The sequence below is a fragment of the Faecalibacterium butyricigenerans genome (assembly GCF_020687345.1).
Taxonomy (GTDB): Bacteria; Bacillota; Clostridia; order Oscillospirales; family Ruminococcaceae; genus Faecalibacterium; species Faecalibacterium butyricigenerans.
In genome coordinates this window covers 1-21,008 of the sequence record NZ_JAJEQL010000035.1, presented here as the reverse complement: position 1 = coordinate 21,008, position 21,008 = coordinate 1, and the positions used below count along the sequence as shown (strand labels likewise).

Sequence of the window (21,008 nt, the reverse complement as noted above, 5' to 3'; positions counted from 1 at the left end):
TTAACGCGGGGGGGGGGCACTGTGTGCCCCCGCCCGCTCTTTTTGCCGCAGCGGGAGGAGATACGACATCTGTTTTATCAGGAAGGAGCGAATCTTATGAAGATCCTGTATGCTGCTTCGGAAGCAACCCCCTTTGCGAAGTCCGGCGGTCTGGCCGACGTGGCTGGCTCTCTGCCCAAGGCTCTGGTCAAGGACGGCGTGGACGCCCGCGTCATCATGCCGCTGTACGGCGACCTGAAGTTCCGCGACAAGCTGGAATATGTGACCAACTACTCCGTCCCTGTGGGCTGGCGCAGCCAGTACTGCGGCCTGTTCAAGGCTGAGGTCAACGGCGTGACCTACTACTTCCTCGACAACGAGTATTACTTCAAGCGCCGTGGTCTCTACGGCTTCTACGACGACGGCGAGCGTTTCGCCTTCTTCTCCCGCGCCGTGCTGGAGACCCTGTTTTACATCGACTTCACCCCCGACATCATCAACTGCAACGACTGGCAGACCGCTCTGGTGCCGGTGTACCTGAACCTGTACTATCGCCATCTGGACAAGTTCAACCGCATCAAGACCATCTTTACCATCCATAACATCGCCTATCAGGGCAAGTACGGCACCGAGATCCTGGAAGACACCTGCGGCATCGGCCGCCGCGACCAGCATATCGTGGAGTACGACGGCTGCGCCAACTTCATGAAGGGCGCCATCGAGACGGCGGATAAGATCACCACCGTCAGCCCCACCTATGCACAGGAGATCCTCGACCCGTGGTTCAGCTACGGTCTGGACGCCCTGCTGCGGGAGAAGCAGTACAAGCTCTGCGGCATCCTGAACGGCATCGACATGGAGGCCAACGACCCTGCCACCGACCCCCACATCGCCTGCAACTACGACATCAACAGCTTCGAAACGGGCAAGGCAAAGTGCAAGGAGGCCCTGCAGGATAGGTTCGGCCTCCACAAGGACGGCAGCCCCGTCTTTGCGATGGTCAGCCGCATGGTCGGCATGAAGGGCTTCGACCTCGTCCAGAGCGTGGCTGACGGCCTCGTGGACCGCGGCATCGAGCTGGTCATTCTGGGCAGCGGCGAGAGCCAGTACGAGAACTTCTTCTCGGACCTGTGCGGCCGTCACCCGGGCCGTGTGGGCACCTACATCGGTTTCGAGCCGACCCTGTCTCAGGAGATCTACGCCGGTGCAGACGCCTTTATCATGCCGTCCAAGAGCGAGCCTTGCGGTCTGGCCCAGATGGTCGCCTGCCGTTACGGCACGCCTCCCATCATCCGCGAGACCGGCGGCCTGCGGGACTCCATCCACGACTGCACCCTCGGCGAGGGCAACGGCTTCACCTTCGCGGGCTACAGTGCCCACGAGCTGTACGACGCCTGCTGCCGTGCACAGGATCGCTACTACAGCAAGGAAGACTGGCATAACCTCGTCAAGTACGATATGGAGTGCGACTTCAGCTGGGATGTCTCGGCCAAGAGCTATGAAGGCCTCTACAACGAGACCGCAAACCTCTGGTAAGGGATAGACCAAAGACTCATTTCCGCCCCGGCGGGTACTGCAATGCGCAGCGCCCGCCGGGGCTTTTTTGGCGTCTTAGGCGAAGGAAGGCTTTTTCTGCCTCAAATGGGGAAGAATGATGGAAGAGGCGGAGAAGATGAGGGGCGGGGCGGAAAAACTTTTGGTTAGAAGTGACGAACTTCTCCGCGTTTATAGAATTTTGCTAAAAATAGGTGGAAAATTGATTGAATTTTACAGCCGGTTTGAGTATAATGGGGAGTAAAGAATCTTCGTTCAATGCTTAACATCCCGGCCCGGAGAAAAAACAGAGCGTGCCGGGAAGCGCACACAGAGGGGGGCCGGACGGTGAAGGGCTGGTATAAAGCGCTGGAAGATCTGGTCTGGCTGACCCAGCTGGGGCTGAATATGCTGCTGCCGCTGGTGATGTGTCTGGGCGGCTGCTGGTGGGCCGTCAGCCGCTGGGGCTGGCCTATGTGGGTGTATCTGCCCGCTGTGCTGCTGGGGCTTGCCGCCGGGGCGCAGAACTTCTGGGTCTTCGTCAAAGAGCGGCTCGACCGCACCAAAAAGGACAAGCCCCGCCGGAAGGGCTTCAACTCGCATCTATGAGATAAGGGAGACATCGATCTATGAAATTACAGCCGGAATCCAAAAAGGAGCTGCTCCGCATCGCGGGCGGCACGGCATTCTGCACCGTCGTTTTGTGGGTGCTTTTCGCGGCGCTGCATCTGGTGGGCTGGGTGAGGTTCGACTACACCGTCATCCTCGGCAGCCTCGTGGGCGCGGCCGTCGCTGTCGGCAACTTTGCGGGCATCTGCTTCGTGGTCCAGAAGATCATCGACGAGCCGGACGAGAAGCGCCGCAAGGCAACATTACAGCTTTCCTACAACAGCCGGATGCTCCTGCAGGCGCTGTGGGTGGTGGTGGCCATCGCGGCCCCCTGCTTCCAGCCCTTTGCCGGTGTGCTGCCGCTGTTTTTCCCTCGTGTTACCATTTATTACCTGCAAATAACGGGTAAGTACAAACCGCTCGCGCCGAAGGCAGAGCCGGTGGACGTCTCGGTGGAGGACGACCCCGCGCCTGCCGACGCACAGCGGTCCGCACCCGATGAAAAAGGGGGTGAAACGTAACAAATGGAACTGAACGGCGCAAAGATCCTGTATACCATCCATACCAATATCCCTGTGCTGGGCGATTTTAAAATCACCCAGACCCTTGTGAGCACATGGATCGTCATGGCGCTGCTCTCGGCTCTGGCTTTCTGGCTGGGGCGTGACCTCAAGCTGGAAAACGTCTCCAAACGGCAGGCCGCCGCCGAGTTCATCGTGGAACGGCTGGACCAGTTCGTCCACGACAACATGGGCTATCACTTCGATAAGTTCATCCCGCTGGTGGGTGCCATCTTCGCACTCAGCATCGGCTGCAACCTCATCAGCGTGGTAGGCCTGTGGAGCCCCACGGCAGACCTGAACACCGAGGCGGCATGGGCCATCGTGGTGTTCATCATCATCATGTACTACAAGATCAAGACCAACGGCATCCTCGCCTACCTGAAGGGCCTGCTGGACCCCATCTTCCTGATGGCGCCCATCAACGTGCTGTCGGAGGTGTCCACCCCCGTCAGCATGGCCTTCCGTCACTTCGGCAACATCCTGTCCGGTACCGTTATCTCCACCCTGCTGTACTGGGCACTGGCGAGCCTGAGCCACGTCATTTTTGGCTGGCTGCCCGGCTTCCTGAGCCAGCTCCAGCTGTTCCAGATCGGCATCCCGGCCTTCACGGGCCTCTATTTCGACTGGTTCGGCGGCTGCATTCAGGCGTTCATCTTCTGTACCCTGACCACCATCTTCATCAAACGTGCTGCCGGTGAGGAGTAAGCCTCCCGCCCGGCATCCCCCAAAAACAAACATTTTCAGGAGGACACAAACTATGACTGACTTTCAATTCCTTGCTCGTGGTATCGCTCTGGCTGGCTGCGGCATCGGCGCAGGCTGCGCACTGATCGCAGGTATCGGCCCCGGCATCGGCGAAGGCAACGCTGCCGCTGCTGCCTGTGAGGCTGTCGGTCGTCAGCCCGAGTGCAAGAGCGACGTGACCAGCACCCTGATCCTCGGCGTCGCACTGTCTGAGACCACCGGTATCTACGGCTTCGTCACCGGCCTGCTGCTCATCTTCCTCGCACCCGGTATGTTCATGAACTACCTGCAGTAAGCGCTCCTTTCTGAGCTTGATTTCAAGAGAAAGGGGAGACGCTTATGCAACTTTATCAGGCATTGATCACGCTGGATGGCTGGACGTTTCTGGCTCAGGTCTGCAACCTGATGATCCAGCTCGTGATCTTCAAAAAGCTGCTGCTGAACCCGGTCAAAAAAGTCATCGCGGAGCGCAAGGCCAAGGCGGACAGCCAGATTGCAGACGCCGAAAAGCTGCGCGCCGAGGCTGAGGCCATGAAGGCGGAGTATGAGCAGAACCTGCAGAATGCCCGCGCCGAGGCCGGCCAGATCGTAGCTGCCGCCCAGAAGACGGCTGCCGCCCGCGGCGAGGAGCTGCTGGGCGAAGCCCGTGCTCAGGCCGCTGCCCTCAAGCAGAAGGCCGAGGCCGACATTGCGCAGGAGCGCAAGAAGGCCGTCAACGAGGTCAAGGACGAGATCGGCGGCATGGCGATGGAGATTGCCTCCAAAGTGGTCGAGCGCGAGATCAAGGAAGCCGACCATCAGGATCTGATCGACGAATTTATCAAAAACGTGGGTGAAGCATCATGACCGAGACTGCAAGGATGTACGGCGGGAGCCTGTACGACCTGGCCGCGGAGGAAGGGCTGGACGAGCGCATTCTGGGTGAACTGGAAGGCGTGACCGCCCTGCTGAACGGGGACGCTGAATATCTGCATCTGCTCAGCATCCCCAGCATCCCCAAGAAAGAGCGCTGTGCGCTGTTGGACGAGGCCTTCCGCGGGCAGGTCCACCTCTATGTGCTCAACTTTATGAAGCTGCTGTGCGAAAAGGGCGCTCTGCGGGAGCTGCCGGGCTGTGCCCGGGCCTACCGTCTGCGCTACAATGAGGCCCACGGCATTCTGGAGGCCACCGCCGTCTCCGCTGTGCCCCTCACGGCAGAGCAGACCGCCCGCCTCCACGAAAAGCTGGAAAAAGTCACCGGTAAGCACATCGACCTCAAAACGAAGGTCGAGCCTGCCGTGCTGGGCGGCATCCGGCTGGACATCGAAGGCACCGAGCTGGACGGCACCGTCCGCAATCGTCTCGCCGGCCTGCGCAGCAGCATCGCGGCGGCAACGCTGTAAAATCAATACGAAGCTCTCCGGCGAAAGCGAGGCCCGGCTGCTCTCAGAGCCGCAAGGCGATGAGATGCAGCAAGACCGGCTTTGGCTGAGAGGGCATCCACCCGAAAGTTTACAAAGAATTGAGTGGTGAAGACACAACAATGCAACTGAAACCTGAAGAGATCTCCAAGATCATCCGTGCTCAGATCAAGCATTACGAAAATGTCATCGAGCAGAGCGAGGTCGGCACGGTCATTCTGGTGGGCGACGGCATCGCCCGCGCCAGCGGTCTGGAAAAGTGCATGGCAGGCGAGCTGCTCCAGTTTGAGAACGGCGAGTACGGCATGGCGCAGAACCTCGAGGAGAACACCGTCTCCATCGTTCTGCTGGGTTCCGACGTCGGCATCAAGGAGGGCAGCACCGTCAAGCGCACCGGCAAGGTCGTGTCCGTCCCGGTGGGCGAGGCACTGATCGGCCGCGTCGTCAACGCACTGGGCCAGCCCATCGACGGCGCCGGCCCCATCGAGACGACGGAGTTCCGCCCCATCGAAAGCCCGGCCCCCGGCATCATCGAGCGCCAGCCCGTCAAGGAGCCGCTCCAGACCGGCATCAAGGCCATCGACTCTATGATCCCCATCGGCCGCGGCCAGCGTGAGCTGATCATCGGCGACCGCCAGACCGGCAAGACCACCATCGCGTCCGATACCATCATCAACCAGAAGGGCAAGGACGTCATCTGCATCTACGTCGCCATCGGCCAGAAGCGCTCTACCGTGGCAAACCTCGTCCAGAGCCTCACCGAGGCCGGGGCCATGAGCTACACCATCGTGGTGTCGGCTACGGCCTCCGAGCTGTCGCCCTTGCAGTATATCGCGCCCTACTCCGGCTGTGCCATGGGCGAGTATTTCATGCACAAGGGCAAGCACGTCCTCATCATCTACGATGACCTGTCCAAGCACGCCGTCGCTTACCGTGCCCTGTCGCTGCTGATCCGCCGTCCCCCGGGACGTGAGGCCTACCCCGGCGACGTCTTTTATCTGCACTCCCGTCTGCTGGAGCGCGCAGCCAAGCTCTCCGACGAGCTGGGCGGCGGCAGCCTGACGGCTCTGCCCATCATCGAGACGCAGGCGGGCGATGTGTCCGCCTACATCCCCACCAACGTCATCTCCATCACCGACGGCCAGATCTTCCTTGAGACAGAGCTGTTCCACTCGGGCGTCATGCCGGCCGTCAACCCCGGCATCTCGGTCTCCCGTGTCGGCGGCAACGCCCAGATCAAGGCCATGAAGAAGGTGGCCGGCACCCTGAAGCTCATCTACTCCCAGTACCGCGAGCTGCAGTCCTTCGCACAGTTCGGCTCCGATCTGGACGCCGACACCAAGGCCCGTCTGGCACAGGGCGAGCGCATCGTGGAGGTGCTGAAGCAGAACCGCTCGGCCCCCGTTGCGGTGGAAAAGCAGGTGGCCATCCTCTACGCGACCATCCACGACTACCTTGTGAACATCAAGGTGCCCGCCGTGGCAGAGTACGAGAAGGGCCTGTACGAGTATCTGGATGCCGATGCTGCCGGTGCCTCTGTGATGGAGACCATCCGCACCACCGGCAAGCTGGAAAAGGACGCCGAGGAAGCTCTGAAGGGCGTGCTGTCCGCTTACACTGAGAGCTTTATCAAGGCGCACTGACAGGAAGGAGGCGTAACGCATGGCAGGTTCCATGAAGGACATCAAGCTGCGCATCAAAAGCGTAGAGAGTACCATGCAGATCACCAAGGCTATGGAGCTGGTGGCTTCCTCCAAAATGCGCCGTGCCAAGGAGCGGGTGGAGCACAGCCGCCCCTACTTTGAAACGCTGTATGAATCGCTGACCAAGATCGCGGCGGCGGACCCCCGTGCCCGCAACCCCTATCTGCGCCGGGACGAGATCAAGCGCACCCTGCTGGTGGTCATCGCGGGCGACCGCGGACTGGCGGGCGGCTATAACGCCAATGTGTTCAAGCAGGCCGACGCTGCCGGAGGTCCCGCCATCGTCCTGCCCATCGGCAAGCGCTCGGCGGAGTATTTCGCCCACCACGAGGCCGACCTGTTCACCCACGAGGTGCTGCTGGCAGCGGACGTGTCCGTGAGCGAGTGCTTCACCCTGTCCCACCAGATAACGGAGGGCTTCCTCAAGGGCGAGTACGACGCGGTGAAGCTCTGCTATACCCGCTTCGACTCCATGATGACCCAGACGGCTATCACCCTTGAGGTGCTGCCCCTGACCATCGAGCCTACAGAGGCCCAGAAGGCCGAGGCACGCCGGAGCCAGATCCTGTACAAGCCCAGCAGCGAGGAAGTGTTCGGCGCGATCATCCCCGAGTATGTGGCCGGTGTCCTCTACGGCGCAGTGTGCGAGAGCGTAGCCAGCGAGCTGGCCGCCCGCCGCACGGCCATGGATGCCGCCACCAAGAACGCCGGTGAGATGATAGAGCATCTGAATCTGTATTACAACCGCGCCCGTCAGGCCGCCATCACGCAGGAGATCACCGAGATCGTGGCTGGTGCGGAGAATTAACAAATGAATCAACCTCTCAGTCTCGCTATCGCTCGACAGCTCCCCTACCGAGGGGAGCCTCTGGCGAAGAGGTAAGGCTTTGCGGAATGCCAAGGCCTCCCCTCGGTAGGGGAGGTGGCAGCGCGTCAGCGCTGACGGAGAGGTTTAAGAGAAGGAGTTGTAGCCTATGTCCGAAAAACACATCGGCAAGGTGATCCAGGTCATCGGCCCGGTGCTGGACATCCAGTTCAAGGATGGCGAGCTGCCGGATCTGCTCAACGCCATCGAGATCGACAACCACGGCCAGAAGCTGGTGGTCGAGGTGGCGCAGCTGACCGGTGACAATGTCGCCCGCTGCATCGCCATGAGCAGCACCGACGGTCTGGTGCGCGGCACCGAGGCCGTGGACACCGGCGAGTCCATCAAGGTGCCCGTCGGCGACCAGTGTCTGGGCCGCGTGTTCAACCTGCTGGGCGAGCCGGTGGACAACAAGCCCGCCCCCACCCCGGAGGCCTACTGGCCCATCCACCGCCCCGCTCCCAGCTATGAGGAGCAGCAGTCCACCACCGAGATCCTCGAGACCGGCATCAAGGTCGTTGACCTCATCTGCCCCTACGCCAAGGGCGGCAAGATCGGCCTGTTCGGCGGCGCCGGTGTCGGCAAGACCGTCCTCATTCAGGAGCTGATCTATAACATCGCCACCGAGCACAACGGCTACTCGGTGTTCACCGGTGTCGGCGAGCGCACCCGTGAGGGCAACGACCTTTACGGCGAGATGACCGAGAGCGGCGTCATCAACAAGACGGCGCTGGTCTACGGCCAGATGAACGAGCCTCCCGGAGCGCGTATGCGTGTGGCACTGTCCGGCCTGACCATGGCGGAGTACTTCCGCGATGTCAAGAATCAGGACGTGCTGCTCTTCATCGACAACATCTTCCGCTTCACGCAGGCTGGCTCTGAGGTGTCGGCTCTGCTGGGCCGTATGCCCTCCGCCGTCGGCTACCAGCCCACGCTGGCCACCGAGATGGGCGCACTGCAGGAGCGCATCACCTCCACCCGCAAGGGTTCCATCACCTCGGTGCAGGCCGTCTACGTCCCCGCCGACGACCTGACCGACCCGGCCCCTGCCACCACCTTCACCCATCTGGATGCCACCACCGTTCTGAGCCGCGACATCGCCTCTCAGGGCATCTACCCCGCTGTGGACCCGCTGGACTCCACCAGCCGCATCCTCAGCCCGGAGGTCGTGGGTCAGGAGCATTATGAGATCGCCCGCGCCGTCCAGAAGGTGCTGCAGCGCTACAAAGAGCTGCAGGACATCATCGCCATCATGGGCATGGACGAGCTGAGCGAGGAAGACAAGCGCACGGTCAGCCGCGCCCGCAAGGTGCAGCGCTTCCTGAGCCAGAGCTTCCACGTTGCAGAGCAGTTTACCGGTATGCCCGGCCAGTACGTCCCGCTGAAGGAGACGCTGCGCGGCTTCCGCATGATCCTGAACGGCGAGTGCGACGACCTGCCCGAGAGCGCCTTCCTGTTCGCGGGCACCATCGACGATGTGTTCGCTAAGGCGAAGAAGGGGTAAACCATGACGACCTTTCATCTGACGGTGGTCACACCGGACGGCTGCGCCTTTGAGGGGCAGGCCGAGCGTGTGGTCTGCCGCGCCATCGACGGCGACCTCGCCATTCTGGCCAAGCACGGCGACTACTGCACCGCGCTGGGCATGGGTGAGGCGCACATCGTCGATGCCGACGGCCAGCGCCGCTGTGCCGCCTGCATGGGCGGGATGCTCACCGTGCTGGACGGGGAGGTGCGTCTGGTGGCCACCACATGGGAGTGGGCCGAGCAGATCGACCACGCCCGCGCCGAGGCGGCGAAAAAGCGTGCCGAAGAGCTTCTGGCCCGCAAAGACCTCGACCGCCGCGAGTACGAGATGGCACAGGCCCGCCTCAAGCGTGCGCTGGTGCGCACCTCCATCAAGAATTGACCACAGGAACGAAAAAACCGGGGTCCCCGACGGGACCCCGGTTTTTTGCGATAGAGCAGCTCAGAGCATATTTGCTTTCTCGATAAGGCTGCGGATGTGGTGGGCCAGCATCTCGATGGCGGTGGTGTTCTCGCCGCCGTTGGGCACGATGATGTCGGCGTTCCGCTTGCTCGGCTCGACGAAAGCCTCGTGCATGGGCTTGACGGTGGTGAGATACTGATGGATGACGCTGTCGAGGGAGCGGCCGCGCTCCTTGACGTCCCGCACCAGACGGCGCAGGATGCGCTCGTCGGCGTCGGTGTCCACGAAGATCTTATAGTCGAACATGGCGCACAGCTCCGGCTCCACGAAGGGCAGGATGCCCTCCACGATGAGGACGGGGGCCGGCTCGATGTGCTGCACCTCGTTGCTGCGGTTGTGGTCGGCGTAGTCGTACACCGGGCAGTCGATGGCGCGGCCGGCCTTCAGCTCCTGTAAGTGATAAATGAGCAGGGCGTTGTCGAAGGCGTCCGGGTGGTCATAGTTCAGTTTGCAGCGCTCCTCAAAGGGCAGCTCGTCGTGGCGCTTGTAGTAGCTGTCGTGGGAGATGAGGCGCACTTCGTCCTCCCCGAAAAGGGCCTTGAGCCGACAGGCCAGAGTGGTCTTGCCGCTGCCGGAGCCGCCTGCGATGCCGATGATGAGATTGTTCATGTTCCAAAAACCTCCGCGTGCCGATTGTGGTGGAAAAAATCCCCCAAGTGGGGTATAATATCCTTACCCTACATAATAACACATTTCGCTCTGTTTTGACAGGGCCGAATACCTACAGGGAGGCATTTTGATGAAAAAAATCGTTCCTGCCCCGTACATCGACCAGACCGAGCGCTGGGTCAACGGCTGCGAGAGCATCAGCAGCGTCATGCTGCTGCAGGCCGTGGGCATCAGCATCGACCCCGATACCTTCATCGCCCGCGACCTGCCCCACGCCCCCTACTGGGAGCAGGACGGCAGGCTCTACGGCCCCGACCCGTGGCAGGTCTACCCCGGAGACCCCCACGACCACACCGGCTACGGCTGCTACGCGCCCTGCATCGTGAAAGCGCTGAACAGCGCCTTGGAGCACGAGGGCGCAGCCGACCGGTTCGAGGTCGTGGACGAGAGCGGCAAGACGGCGGCCCAGCTGTGCGGCTACCTCGACGCAGGGATGCCGGTGGTGTTCTGGGCCACGCTGGACTTCCAGCCTGTGCCCGAGAAGCGGGACCACTGGCTGCTGGCCGACGGCACCGACTTTGCATGGAAGTGCAACGAGCACTGTCTGCTGCTGGTGGGCTATGACGAGGAAAATTACTGGTTCAACGACCCATGGCACGACCACGGCGTCTGCCCCCAGCCCAAGCAGCTGGTGGAGGACTGCCACGCGGCGCAGGGGATGTTTGCCGTCACCCTCCGCCCGAAAGGAGAAGTATGAAGAAGGAAAACTTTTCGCAGAACATGAAAGACCGGATGCAGCAGTTTGAGGACGGCGGCCTCCGGCTCCTGAAAAAGGGCCAGAAGGGCATCGTCCACGCGATTTTCAGCCGCTTCGGGCTGGTGCTGCTGCTGATGCTGCTGCAGGTCGGGGTGCTGTGGGGCGTCTTCCGGTGGTTCGGCACCCTGCTGCCCCATTACTTCGGCGGCAGCGTTGCGGTATCGGTCTTCATGGTGGTCTATATCCTCAACAGCCGGATGGACAACAGCGCCAAGATCACATGGATGGTCACCATCGCCATCCTGCCCGTGGTGGGCGTGCCCCTGTTTTTCTACGTCAAGAGCAACTTTGGCCACAACGCCCTTCAGAAGCGAGCGGCCAGCCTCACCGAGGAGGCCCGGGGCTTGCAGCCCCAGCCCCTCGCCGCAGCAGAGGCGCTGGAAGAGGCCGACCCCGGCGCGGCCTCGCTGGCACGATATCTCCACGGCAGGGGCGGCGGCTTCCCGGTCTACCAGAACACGGAGGTGACCTACTTCCCCGGCGGCGAAGCCAAGTTCGCAGAGCTGCTGCGCCAGCTGGAAAAGGCAGAGCGATACATCTTTCTCGAGTACTTCATCATCGACGAGGGCCTCATGTGGGGCAGGATCCTCGAGGTGCTGGCCCGGAAAGCTGCCGAGGGCGTGGACGTCCGGGTCATGTACGACGGCACCTGCGAGTTTTCGACCCTGCCCCGGGACTATCCCCGCCGCCTTGAAAAGCTGGGCATCCAGTGCCGGGTGTTTGCGCCCGTCCAGCCCTTCGTCTCCACCCATTACAACTACCGCGACCACCGGAAGATCCTCGTCATCGACGGGAAGGTGGGCTTTACCGGCGGCGTGAACCTCGCCGATGAGTACATCAACCACATCGAGAAGTATGGCTGCTGGAAGGACGCCGCCGTCATGCTGGAGGGGGAGGGAGTCCGGACGCTGACCATCCTCTTCCTTGAGATGTGGAGCATCCGCCGGGAGTCGGAGTTCGATAAATTCCTCTCCGCGCCGCCCTATTCGGTCCCGGCAAAGGGCTTCGCCGCCCCCTACGGCGACTGTCCGCTGGACGGGGAGCGGGTGGGCGAGATGGTCTACATCGACCTGCTCAACCGCGCCAAGCGCTACATCCATATCATGACGCCCTACCTCATCCTCGACGGCGAGCTGGAAACGGCTCTCAAGTTCGCGGCAGAGCGGGGCGTAGACGTCCACCTCATCCTGCCCCATGTGCCGGATAAAAAATTCGCCTACGCGCTGGCAAAGACCCATTATGCCTCCCTGCTGGACTCGGGGGTCAGGATCAGCGAGTGGCTGCCCGGCTTTGTCCATGCGAAGGTCTTCGTGGTGGACGACTGCGAGGCCGTGGTGGGTACCATCAACCTCGACTACCGCAGCCTCTACCACCATTTTGAGGATGCAGTCTGGATGAAGGACACCGCCTGCATCCCCGCCATCGAGAAGGATTTCCAGAAAACGCTGGAATTCTGCCGCGATGTCGAGCCGACCCGGGAGAGCATCTGGGAGGGCAAGACCCTGCTCCATCTGGCGGGTGTGCTGCTCAAAGTCATCGCGCCGCTGCTGTAAAAAAACCTCTCAGTCAAAGCCTTCGGCTTTGACTGAGAGGTTTCTCTTATCACAAATAATCCTTATCCAGCGAGAAGCCCCGGCCGCTGACCTCGGTGACATGGCTCACGATGAGGAAGCAGGTGGGGTCGATGCTGTGGGCCAGCTTTTCCAGCCGGGGCAGTTCCCGGTTGGACACGATGCTCAGCAGCACCGCGCTTGGTTCGCGGGTGTAGCCGCCCTCGCCATGGAGGATGGTCACGCCGCGGTCCAGCTGGGCGAGGATGGCGGCACAGATGGCGTCGGACTGGCTGCTGACGATCTTCACTTCGGTGCGGCTGGCACCCAGCATCAGCATCTTGTCCATGACGATGGTGTGGATGAGCACCATCACGACGCCGTAGAGCACCTGCTGCACCGGGCTGAACACGGCCTGCATCAGCAGCACCGCGATGTCGAAGGTCAGCATGGTGGCCGACACCGGCAGCTTGAACCACTTGTTGAGCACCAGCGGCGGGATGTCGAGGCCGCCGGTAGATGCGCCGGAGCGGATGACGAGGCCCAGCGCCACGCCGATGCCGAGGCCCGAAAAAACGGTGCAGAGGAAGATGTCCTCCGTCAGCACCCGGCCTGCCAGCAGCCCTTCAAAGAGGCCGAGAAAGGCCGGGCTGAGGACGCTGCTGGCCAGTGTGTTGAGGGCAAAGGCCCGGCCAAGGACCGCCCAGCCCCAGACCAGCATAGCAAGGTTGATGAAGAGCAGCAGACCCGAGATGGGCAGCCCCGTCAGCCGCCCGATGGCCAGCGCGATGCCGGTGGCACCGCCGGTGATGAGGCCCGCAGGCTCGAGGAAGAGGGCCACCGCCAGCGAGTAGAGCGCATTGCCGAAGAGGATGGAGGCCCAGTTCCGGGCCAGCTGTTTCCAGTGCGTATTCTGAATCATATCATTTGCCTCCCGTATCATTCCTTCTATCATACCGGAAACCGGCAAAAAAATCCACGCCCGGCGGCCTGCCGCGGCGTGGATTTTTGTTCATCCGACAGATGAAAGCCCCACCGGCTCAGTCTTCGTCCAGCAGACGCAGACCGGCGGTGTCGGTGACGGGCAGGGAGAAGACGATGGCACCGGCCTTCTTGTCTGCCCCGTCCATGATGGACTTCATGATCTGGTTCTTTTCGCTGGTGCGGGCGACGATGAGCACCAGCTCCTTCTCGTTCACGAGGTCGATGCCCATGAACTTGGCCGCACCCTCCATGCCGGTGCCCTTGGCGTGGATGACGGTGCCGCCGCCGGCCCCTGCGGCGCGGGCCGCATCCATGATGGAGCCGGTGTAGCCCTGATTGGCGATGACGAGAAGCAGGTCGTAACGGGTATCTTTCAAGGTGCTTTCCTCCTTCAGCTCAAGGGTCTGGTGCTCGGTGAGGAACAGCAGGGCGCGCTTGCCGCCGATGCTGCTCACCGGGACGATGAATGCGATGCCGGTGCCCGGCACATCAATGCGCATCTGACGGCGCAGGGCTTTCTGGATGCGGGGCCAGCTGTCCGCCGTAATGACGGCAAAAAGGACGGCCTTTTCGGTCTTTTCCAGCCCGAGGGTGGAAAGCGTCTCCTGAATGGCGGTGCCTGCGCCCACGGTGCGCAGGCTGACATTGACGCCGAAGCTCTGATAAAGCTTTAAAAAGGCGTCTGTCGTGGGGCGGTCGGTGATGGTGACCAGCCAGTAGAGCGTATTCACGGCAAGACCTCCTTACAGCTCGATGATGGCGTCGTCCGGCAGGTCAGCCAGCAGGGCGGCAGTGTCCAGCAGGGGCTGGGCGCTGCGGGCCTTGCGGGTCTTGAGCTGGGCCACAAGGCCCATGAGCTGGACGGTGATGAGGGGGGTCATGGCGACCATGGCCACCACGCCGAACGCGTCGGTGACGATGTTGCCGCCCACAGCGATGCAGGCCCCCTGCGCCAGCGGCAGCAGGAAGGTGGCCGTCATGGGGCCGGAGGCCACGCCGCCGGCGTCGAAGGCGATGGCAGTGTAGAGCTTCGGCACCACAAAAGAGATGCTGATGGCGAAGAGGTAGCCCGGGATGAGGAACCAGAGGATAGAGATGCCGGTCAGCACCCGCACCATCGCAAGGCCCACCGAGAGGGAGACGCCTGCCGAGAGGGCCGCGCCCATGGTCCCGGCGGAGATAGCTCCGTCGGTGACTTCCTCCACCTGCTTGTTGAGGACATAGACCGCAGGCTCGGCCCGGACGATGAAGTAGCCGATGAGCATCCCGATGGGGATGAGGAGCCAGCGGCTGCTCTGGCCGCCCAGCACCTGACCGAGGTAGTTGCCGGCGGGCATGAAACCGATGTTCGCGCCGGTGAGGAAGAGCACGAGGCCGATGTAAGTGTAGACGAGGCCCACCCCGATGCGGCCCAGCGTCCGCCGGTCGATGCGGAGCGCCACCAGCTGGAAGATGCCGAACATCACGATGATGGGCAGCAGGGAGAGGGCGATCTCGTGCAGATAGGTGGGCAGTCCCTCGCCGAACAGCTGCCACAGCTCCACCGAGTCGCCCACTTCGGGGATGACGGGCGGGATGTAGCTGCTCTCGCTGGCGTTGAAGACGATGCCGAGGATGAGGACGGCGAGGATGGGGCCGACGGAGCAGAGGGCCACAAGGCCGAAGCTGTCGTCCGCCGCGTGGCGGTCAGAACGGATGGCCGAGACACCGACGCCCAGAGCCATGATGAAGGGAACGGTCATGGGACCCGTAGTGACGCCGCCGGAGTCAAAGGCTACGGCAAGGAACTCCTTCGGTACGAAGGCGGCCAGAAGGAAGATGGCTGCATAGAAGATCACCAGCAGCCGGGGGAGCGGGATGCTCAGCAGCATACGCAGGAAGGCCATGACGAGGAAGAGGCCCACGCCCACGGCCACCGAGAGGATGAGGGTCATGTTGGGGATGGAGGGCACTTGGTTTGCAAGCACCTGCAGGTCCGGCTCCGAGATGGTGATGAGGAAGCCCAGCAGGAAGCCTACCCCGATGATGAGGAAGATGTTCTGGCTGCGGGTGAGCATGGCGCCGACCCGTTCGCCCATCGGCGTCATGCTCATCTCTGCGCCCAGTGTGAAGAACATGATGCCGACGACGATCATGGCCGCACCCAGCAGAAAGCAGAGCAGGATGCTCGGGGAAACGGGGGCGATGCTGAAACAGAGGATCAGCACGATGGCCGCGATGGGCAGGACGGCCTGAAGCGCCTCCAGCAGCTTTTCCCGGAGCTTGGGGAGGGATGATCTGATAATGGTGTCCACCAGCCTTTCTCACCCGGCAGCAGGGCCGCCGGGCGTTCAAAATGAGAAATGTATCCTTTATAAGTATACAAAAACAGACAAAAGTACGTCAACAGGAGAATGGCTAAGATTGGCAAAGACATATAAATGTTACAAAAAGAAAAGGCTGCTTGACAGGCAGCCTCTCCGTTACGCCTGCGGCGTGCCGAAGCCCGGCCTTGCTGAGCGAAGCGGGACGGAGAGGTTTATGACAAACAGCCTTTTCAATATACAATGTTAGATGCCCTGCTTCGTCAGAACGTCGGAAGTCGGGGTGGAGAACACCGGGATGTCGGAGTAGGGGTCGGGGGCGGTGTCGGCGGGCAGGGACTTCATGTAAGAGTCCATCGACTCGGCCACCTTCTTGGCGATGGCTACGGCTTCGACGACGGTGCGCGCGCCCATGACGGCGTCGCCGCCGGCGAACACGCCCTCACGGGTGGTGCTGCCATCTTCGTTGACGGTGAGCAGGCCGCGCTGGTTGGTCTCGATGCCGGTGGTGGTTTTGACGAGGGTGCTTTCGGAACCCTGACTGACCGAGACGATCACGCCGGTATGGGGGTAGAAGGTCTCGCTGCCCTCCACCTGCGTGAATCTGCCGTCATCGCCCTTTACGGTGTCGCGGCAGATGATGCCGTTCTCCCGGATCTCGACGGGGGCCTTGCAGAAGCGGAAGCCCACGCCCTCGAGCTTTGCGTACCGCACCTCGTGCTCGGAGGCGCTGATGCACTTCTCGTCGCGGCGGGCGTAGCAGGTGACGTGGCGTGCGCCGTTGCGGATGGCGGTGCGGGCACAGTCCATGGCGGAGTTGCCCACGCCGATGACGGCGATGTCGTCGCCCAGCTGGAAGGCCTTGGAGTTGGCGAGGTAGTCGATGCCGAAAGCCACGTTGCCCAGCGTCTCGCCCTTGATGTGCATGGCGTTGGCCTTCCAGAGGCCCGCGCCGATGAAGACGCTCTTGTAGCCGTCCCGGAACAGGTCGTCAATGGTGATGGTCTTGCCGATGGCGGTGTTGGGGCGGACATGGATGCCCTTCAGCTCGAGATGACGGTACTGGAAATCGTCCAGCACGCTGTCGGGCAGGCGGTAGTTGGGGATGCCGTACCGCATGACGCCGCCGATCTTGTCCCGGGCGTCGAAGATGGTGATGTCATAGCCCCAGCGCGCCAGCAGGACGGCGACGGTCAGGCCCGCAGGCCCCGAGCCGACCACAGCGGCCTTCATCCCGTTCTTGGGGGCGGGGCCGGAGGTCATCTTGTTGGCGTAGGTGGTGGAGATGTAGTCCTCGATGATGGAGAAGTGGACGGGGTCGTGGCTGGGCATCCGGTTGCGGACGCAGTGGCCCTCGCACTGGTTCTCATGGTTGCACACGAGGCTGCACACAGTGGTCAGGGGGTTGTTTTCGAAGAGCATCCTGCCGGCGTCGTCCAGATGATTGTCCTTGAGCAGACGGATGACCTCGGGGATGTTGGTGTGGATGGGGCAGCCCTGCTGGCACAGCGGCTTTTTGCAGCCGAGGCAGCGGTTGGCTTCGTCCAGAACGTGAAGTGCCATGGTTCCTCCTTGTGCCTGTTGTGCAGGCGGTGTGTTGTATCCAAGCTTCTTTACTATAATACACCGAAACCGCCTCGGCATACAAGTGCCGAAATGACAAATTTTGCAGAAAAATTTCTGTCATTACGTCAAAAAGATATTTTTTTGACGAAGTAAGCTGCCCATCGCCTCGGGCGAGACACGGCAGAGCGCGCCGAAATCGGCGGCGGCAAGCTGAGCTTCGGCCATCCGGGCGCAGGCCTCGCCGGACTCCCGCAGGCGGGCCAGCGAGTGGGAGGCGGGGAGGGAGCAACCCTTTAAAAAAGGAAGTGCGTCCTTCCGTCCGCCCAGCAGGTGGAGATAGGGCGGAAGAGAAGGGAAGCTGTCGGCGGCGTAGCCCAGCGCGGCGTCCATGGCGAGGCGGCGCATCCGCGCCCGGGGATAGCGGACGGTGGTGAGGGCGTTCAGAAGGCCGTCGTAGGTGGTGCTGGCCCGGACGGCGGCTTCCAAGCGGTACTCCAACCCCTCGGAGATGCCGCGCACCTGCCCGAAGGGCGTCTCGCCCCGGCAGGCAGACCGGAGAAGGGCCAGCTCGCACCGCCCGGCGGCGGAAAAGTCGGTGTACTGCCCGGCGGCGTGAGCCTCCCGGTAGAGGGGGAAGACCGCCTCGGGCACATAGGGTGCGATGGCCTCCGCTCCCCCCTCAGCCCAGAGGCGGCGGAGGGCGCTGGCACTGGCGAAGGAGCCGTGGGCGGCGTGGAGGGCCTCGCCATGGTCCGCGCCCTGCCGGGGCAGGGGATGGGCCTCCATCTGAGGCGCAAGACAGCGGATGGCCCGGCAGTACTCGACGGCGAGGTTGTTGTTGGGCTTGTCGAGGAGGGCGGCCACCCGCCCGTCGGGAGCAAGCTGAGCCGCTGCGGCCTGCCGCGCGGCGGCGAAGCTCTTCGCCCCGCCGGAGAGCTGGGCTTTGAGGGCGGCGCGGTAGGCGTCGCTGTCCAGAAGGGCGGCGGCCTCCATCAGGAGGGCAGCGTCGGGGGTCTCGGCCCCGAAGACCAGCCCATCGCACCCGGCAGCGGACAGCAGGGCTACGCCCGCCCGGGCGAAGGCCTCCGCCCCTGCGCAGGCGCAGGGGGCAGGCAGGGCGAACACAAGGTCGGCTCCGCAGGTGAGCGCGGCCCGGGTGCGGACGGCCTCGGGCAGGAGGGGCAGTGCGCCCCGCTGCACAAGAGAGCAGCTCATGGCGACGGCGATGTGCTCTGCGCCCAGCAGCTTTGCCTGAGCCAGCTGCCACGCGTGGCCGTTGTGGAAGGGGTCGTATTCGGCGATGATACCGGCAAATTTCATGGCGTGACCTCAAAAGTTTGTGAAATATCTGTCATACTGCATGGAGAAACGGGCCTGAAGAACGGGATTCTGGGCAGGATGTACAAAAAGCCCGGAGACATTGTGGCAGGCTTTGCCGCCATTGCGGCTTGAAAACCGGCTGACCCTATTATATAATAATTCTAGGAATCTGTAAAATTCTGCCCTTTCGGGGGCGGACAAAAACATATCTGGAGGAAACAAGAAGATGAAAATTCTGGTTATCAACTGTGGCTCTTCTTCCCTGAAATATCAGCTCATCGATATGGACGGTGAGAAAGTGCTGTGCAAGGGCCTGTGCGAGCGCATCGGCATGGAGAGCAGCATGATCACCCATGAGGCCAACGGCCACAAGGCTACCACGCCCGCCATCTTCCCCACCCACACCGAGGCTTTTGCTGAGGTCGTGAAGAAGATGACCACCGGCGAGGGCAAGTGCATCGACGATGTCAGCGAGATCAGCGCCATCGGCCACCGCGTCGTCCACGGCGGCGAGAAGTTCAAGGCAAGCTGCCTGATCACCGACGAGGTCGTCAACACCATCCGCGAGCTCAGCCCTCTGGCTCCTCTGCACAACCCCGCAGGCATCCTCGGCATCGAGGCAGCCCGCAAGGTGTTCGGCAACGTCCCGATGGTCGCTGTCTTCGACACCGCTTTCCACAGCACCATGCCCCCGAAGGCTTATATGTACGCCATCCCCTACGAGTACTATGAGAAGTACGGCGTCCGCCGCTACGGCTTCCACGGCACCAGCCACAAGTACGTCGCGCACAAGGCTGCTGAGTATCTGGAGGAGCCGATCGAGCGTCTGAAGCTCATCACCTGCCATCTGGGCAACGGCTCTTCCATCGCCGCTGTCGATCAGGGCAAGGTCGTGGATACCTCCATGGGCATGACCCCGCTGGCCGGCCTGATGATGGGCACCCGCTGCGGCGACCTCGATCCCTCTGTGGTCAACTACCTGAAGTACACCCTGAACATCACCGGCCACGAGCTGGACGAGATCCTGAATAAGAAGTCCGGCCTGCTGGGTATCTCCGGTGTTTCCAGCGACAAGCGCGACGTCGAGGAGGCTGCTCTCCACGGCAACAAGCGCGCTCAGCTGGCTTCTGATATGCTGAACTACCAGATCAAGAAGGTCGTCGGCAGCTACATCGCCGCTATGGGCGGTGTGGACGCGATCGTCTTCACCGGTGGCATCGGCGAGCACGACGAGATCGCCCGTGCAAAGGTCTGCCACCACATGGATTGGCTGGGCATCCGCATCGATACCGAAAAGAACGAGCATCCCGTGGGCGATGTCTGCGACATCACCGCATGGGGCGCCAAGGTCCGCACTCTGGTCATCGCCACCGACGAGGAGCTGATGATCGCCCGCGACACCAAGGAAGTCATCGAGAAGTAATTTCCGCCTGTAATATTACAGTGCGCTAAGGCCGCACCGCTCCCGCAAAGGGGTGGTGCGGCCTTTTTGTGGTTTTGCACGAGTAAAATCCGTCTTATTATGCTGAATGCACAAAAAAGGGGACGAGGGTGTGTTTTTTGGTTGACAAATCAAAAAAAGAACGGTACAATAGGAGAGTCCTCAGTCCGAGGACGTTTACTCATTCAAGCCCCTGGTAAGCTTACGATCAGCGCTATGGTCCCTAAAAACCAAAGGTATGGTTACAATCCTTCCGTGGGCAAGAACTAAACAAAGAGGAGATACTACTATGTTCGAAGACAAGACTTTAGTTTGCAAGGACTGCGGCAAGGAGTTTGTTTGGACTGCTGGTGAGCAGGAGTTCTATGCATCCCGTGGCTTTGAGAACCAGCCCCAGCGCTGCAAGCCCTGCCGTGATGCCCGCAAGAACGGCGGCGCACGCAGCAACGGCGGCGAGCGTCAGATGTTCGACGCTACCTGCGCAGCTTGCGGCAAGGCTTGCAAGGTTCCCTTCCAGCCCCGTGAGGACCGTCCGGTCTACTGCTCTGACTGCTTCGCTCGCATGAAGCAGAACTAAGCGCTGATTCTATAATCTGAAGCTTAACGGCCCCCGCACTGTGCGCAGTGCGGGGGCTTTTGCTTTCTCTGGGGAGGAAAAGTGCTATTGCGCGCCTGAGGCGCGGGGGTAGAGCGCGGTTACGCGGGGTTAAGTTCTCTTTTGCGTGCCAAAAGAGAACCAGAAAAGCACCCGCTACTTTCGAGGCGCGGGAGGCACGAGAAAGGGGCTGCTCGCCCCTTTCAGACCCCAAAGGAGAGGTCGAAACGGAAAAAAGCTAGCCGCTGCGCTAAACGCTTTTTTCTCGTTTCTCCGATTTGCTGCTTCGCAGCTGGTGTTACCTCTCTGCTGACGGTAATGTCCAGCAGAAGCATGAAATCTTCGGCGGAGCCGTAAATGGGAGAAGCACAAAAAAATGCGCAACAGCGACGACCGCCGCCTGCGGCGGATACAGGGAGGAGCTGTTGGGGCCGCGG

At 61.8% G+C, this 21,008-nt stretch carries 23 protein-coding genes; 16 read left to right on the top strand and 7 right to left on the bottom strand.

What is annotated here, in order from left to right; genetic code table 11:
• Window positions 1–96 precede the first annotated feature (96 nt).
• From LKD23_RS10905 to atpC, 12 genes are all read left to right on the top strand, one after another.
• Window positions 97–1,515 carry a glycogen synthase gene (locus tag LKD23_RS10905; protein ID WP_227621674.1) on the top strand — a complete coding sequence of 473 codons (1,419 nt, stop codon included), beginning with the start codon at window positions 97–99 and terminating at the stop codon, window positions 1,513–1,515.
• 115 nt (window positions 1,516–1,630) lie between these two features.
• The gene (locus tag LKD23_RS10900; protein WP_227621673.1) at window positions 1,631–1,777 is read left to right on the top strand and encodes a hypothetical protein; all 147 of its coding nucleotides are present in this window, start codon (window positions 1,631–1,633) and stop codon (window positions 1,775–1,777) included.
• Window positions 1,778–1,860: 83 nt separating this feature from the next.
• Complete coding sequence (locus LKD23_RS10895; protein ID WP_227621671.1) at window positions 1,861–2,121, top strand: AtpZ/AtpI family protein; 261 nt, start codon at window positions 1,861–1,863, stop codon at window positions 2,119–2,121.
• 20 nt (window positions 2,122–2,141) lie between these two features.
• The gene (locus LKD23_RS10890) at window positions 2,142–2,642 is read left to right on the top strand and encodes an ATP synthase subunit I (protein ID WP_227621670.1); all 501 of its coding nucleotides are present in this window, start codon (window positions 2,142–2,144) and stop codon (window positions 2,640–2,642) included.
• 3 nt (window positions 2,643–2,645) lie between these two features.
• Window positions 2,646–3,389: a F0F1 ATP synthase subunit A gene (locus LKD23_RS10885; RefSeq protein WP_227621668.1), complete on the top strand. Its 744-nt coding sequence runs from the start codon at window positions 2,646–2,648 to the stop codon at window positions 3,387–3,389.
• Between the two features lie 52 nt (window positions 3,390–3,441).
• Window positions 3,442–3,723 (top strand): ATP synthase F0 subunit C, encoded by a 282-nt coding sequence (atpE, locus tag LKD23_RS10880; protein WP_015564615.1) that lies wholly within the window; start codon window positions 3,442–3,444, stop codon window positions 3,721–3,723.
• Between the two features lie 44 nt (window positions 3,724–3,767).
• Window positions 3,768–4,274, top strand: a complete 507-nt coding sequence (gene atpF, locus LKD23_RS10875; protein WP_227621667.1) for a F0F1 ATP synthase subunit B — start codon at window positions 3,768–3,770, stop codon at window positions 4,272–4,274.
• A complete protein-coding gene (gene atpH, locus LKD23_RS10870; protein WP_227621666.1) occupies window positions 4,271–4,810 on the top strand; it encodes an ATP synthase F1 subunit delta in 540 nt (179 codons plus the stop codon). The genes atpF and atpH overlap by 4 nt, the downstream gene beginning before the upstream one ends.
• A 140-nt stretch (window positions 4,811–4,950) precedes the next feature.
• Complete coding sequence (atpA, locus tag LKD23_RS10865) at window positions 4,951–6,471, top strand: F0F1 ATP synthase subunit alpha (RefSeq protein ID WP_227621664.1); 1,521 nt, start codon at window positions 4,951–4,953, stop codon at window positions 6,469–6,471.
• A gap of 19 nt (window positions 6,472–6,490) precedes the next feature.
• Entirely contained in the window at window positions 6,491–7,339 is an 849-nt protein-coding gene (gene atpG, locus LKD23_RS10860; protein ID WP_227621663.1) for an ATP synthase F1 subunit gamma, read from the top strand.
• A gap of 166 nt (window positions 7,340–7,505) precedes the next feature.
• Entirely contained in the window at window positions 7,506–8,900 is a 1,395-nt protein-coding gene (atpD, locus tag LKD23_RS10855; protein ID WP_015564620.1) for a F0F1 ATP synthase subunit beta, read from the top strand.
• A gap of 3 nt (window positions 8,901–8,903) precedes the next feature.
• A complete protein-coding gene (gene atpC, locus LKD23_RS10850) occupies window positions 8,904–9,305 on the top strand; it encodes an ATP synthase F1 subunit epsilon (RefSeq protein WP_227621662.1) in 402 nt (133 codons plus the stop codon).
• A gap of 60 nt (window positions 9,306–9,365) precedes the next feature.
• Here atpC and udk read toward each other — a convergent pair whose 3' ends face one another.
• On the bottom strand, window positions 9,366–9,995 hold the full coding sequence (gene udk / locus LKD23_RS10845) for a uridine kinase (protein ID WP_227621661.1): 630 nt from the start codon (window positions 9,993–9,995) through the stop codon (window positions 9,366–9,368).
• 130 nt (window positions 9,996–10,125) lie between these two features.
• Between udk and LKD23_RS10840 the strand changes: the two genes are divergently transcribed.
• On the top strand, window positions 10,126–10,752 hold the full coding sequence (locus LKD23_RS10840; RefSeq protein ID WP_227621660.1) for a C39 family peptidase: 627 nt from the start codon (window positions 10,126–10,128) through the stop codon (window positions 10,750–10,752).
• Window positions 10,749–12,365 carry a phospholipase D-like domain-containing protein gene (locus LKD23_RS10835; RefSeq protein ID WP_227621658.1) on the top strand — a complete coding sequence of 539 codons (1,617 nt, stop codon included), beginning with the start codon at window positions 10,749–10,751 and terminating at the stop codon, window positions 12,363–12,365. Before LKD23_RS10840 ends, LKD23_RS10835 begins: the two co-directional genes overlap by 4 nt.
• Window positions 12,366–12,414: 49 nt before the next feature.
• Here LKD23_RS10835 and LKD23_RS10830 read toward each other — a convergent pair whose 3' ends face one another.
• The 5 genes from LKD23_RS10830 to LKD23_RS10810 form a co-directional block, all read right to left on the bottom strand.
• On the bottom strand, window positions 12,415–13,284 hold the full coding sequence (locus LKD23_RS10830) for a YitT family protein (protein WP_227621657.1): 870 nt from the start codon (window positions 13,282–13,284) through the stop codon (window positions 12,415–12,417).
• Between the two features lie 118 nt (window positions 13,285–13,402).
• Complete coding sequence (locus LKD23_RS10825; protein ID WP_227621656.1) at window positions 13,403–14,077, bottom strand: P-II family nitrogen regulator; 675 nt, start codon at window positions 14,075–14,077, stop codon at window positions 13,403–13,405.
• Between the two features lie 12 nt (window positions 14,078–14,089).
• Window positions 14,090–15,640 (bottom strand): DUF1538 family protein, encoded by a 1,551-nt coding sequence (locus LKD23_RS10820; protein WP_227621654.1) that lies wholly within the window; start codon window positions 15,638–15,640, stop codon window positions 14,090–14,092.
• A gap of 255 nt (window positions 15,641–15,895) precedes the next feature.
• A complete protein-coding gene (locus LKD23_RS10815) occupies window positions 15,896–17,212 on the bottom strand; it encodes an NAD(P)-dependent oxidoreductase (protein WP_227621653.1) in 1,317 nt (438 codons plus the stop codon).
• A gap of 123 nt (window positions 17,213–17,335) precedes the next feature.
• Window positions 17,336–18,535 (bottom strand): nucleotidyltransferase family protein, encoded by a 1,200-nt coding sequence (locus LKD23_RS10810; RefSeq protein ID WP_227621652.1) that lies wholly within the window; start codon window positions 18,533–18,535, stop codon window positions 17,336–17,338.
• Window positions 18,536–18,761: 226 nt separating this feature from the next.
• Here LKD23_RS10810 and LKD23_RS10805 point away from each other — a divergent pair, with 226 nt between their 5' ends.
• Together LKD23_RS10805 and LKD23_RS10800 are read left to right on the top strand one after the other, a co-directional pair.
• Window positions 18,762–19,958: an acetate/propionate family kinase gene (locus LKD23_RS10805; protein WP_227621651.1), complete on the top strand. Its 1,197-nt coding sequence runs from the start codon at window positions 18,762–18,764 to the stop codon at window positions 19,956–19,958.
• Window positions 19,959–20,265: 307 nt separating this feature from the next.
• Entirely contained in the window at window positions 20,266–20,553 is a 288-nt protein-coding gene (locus LKD23_RS10800; RefSeq protein ID WP_227621649.1) for a zinc-ribbon domain containing protein, read from the top strand.
• A gap of 221 nt (window positions 20,554–20,774) precedes the next feature.
• On the opposite strand, the gene LKD23_RS10795 is transcribed toward LKD23_RS10800, so the two are convergent.
• Window positions 20,775–21,008 (bottom strand): hypothetical protein (locus tag LKD23_RS10795; protein WP_227621648.1); only part of this gene is annotated, 234 nt, incomplete at its 5' end.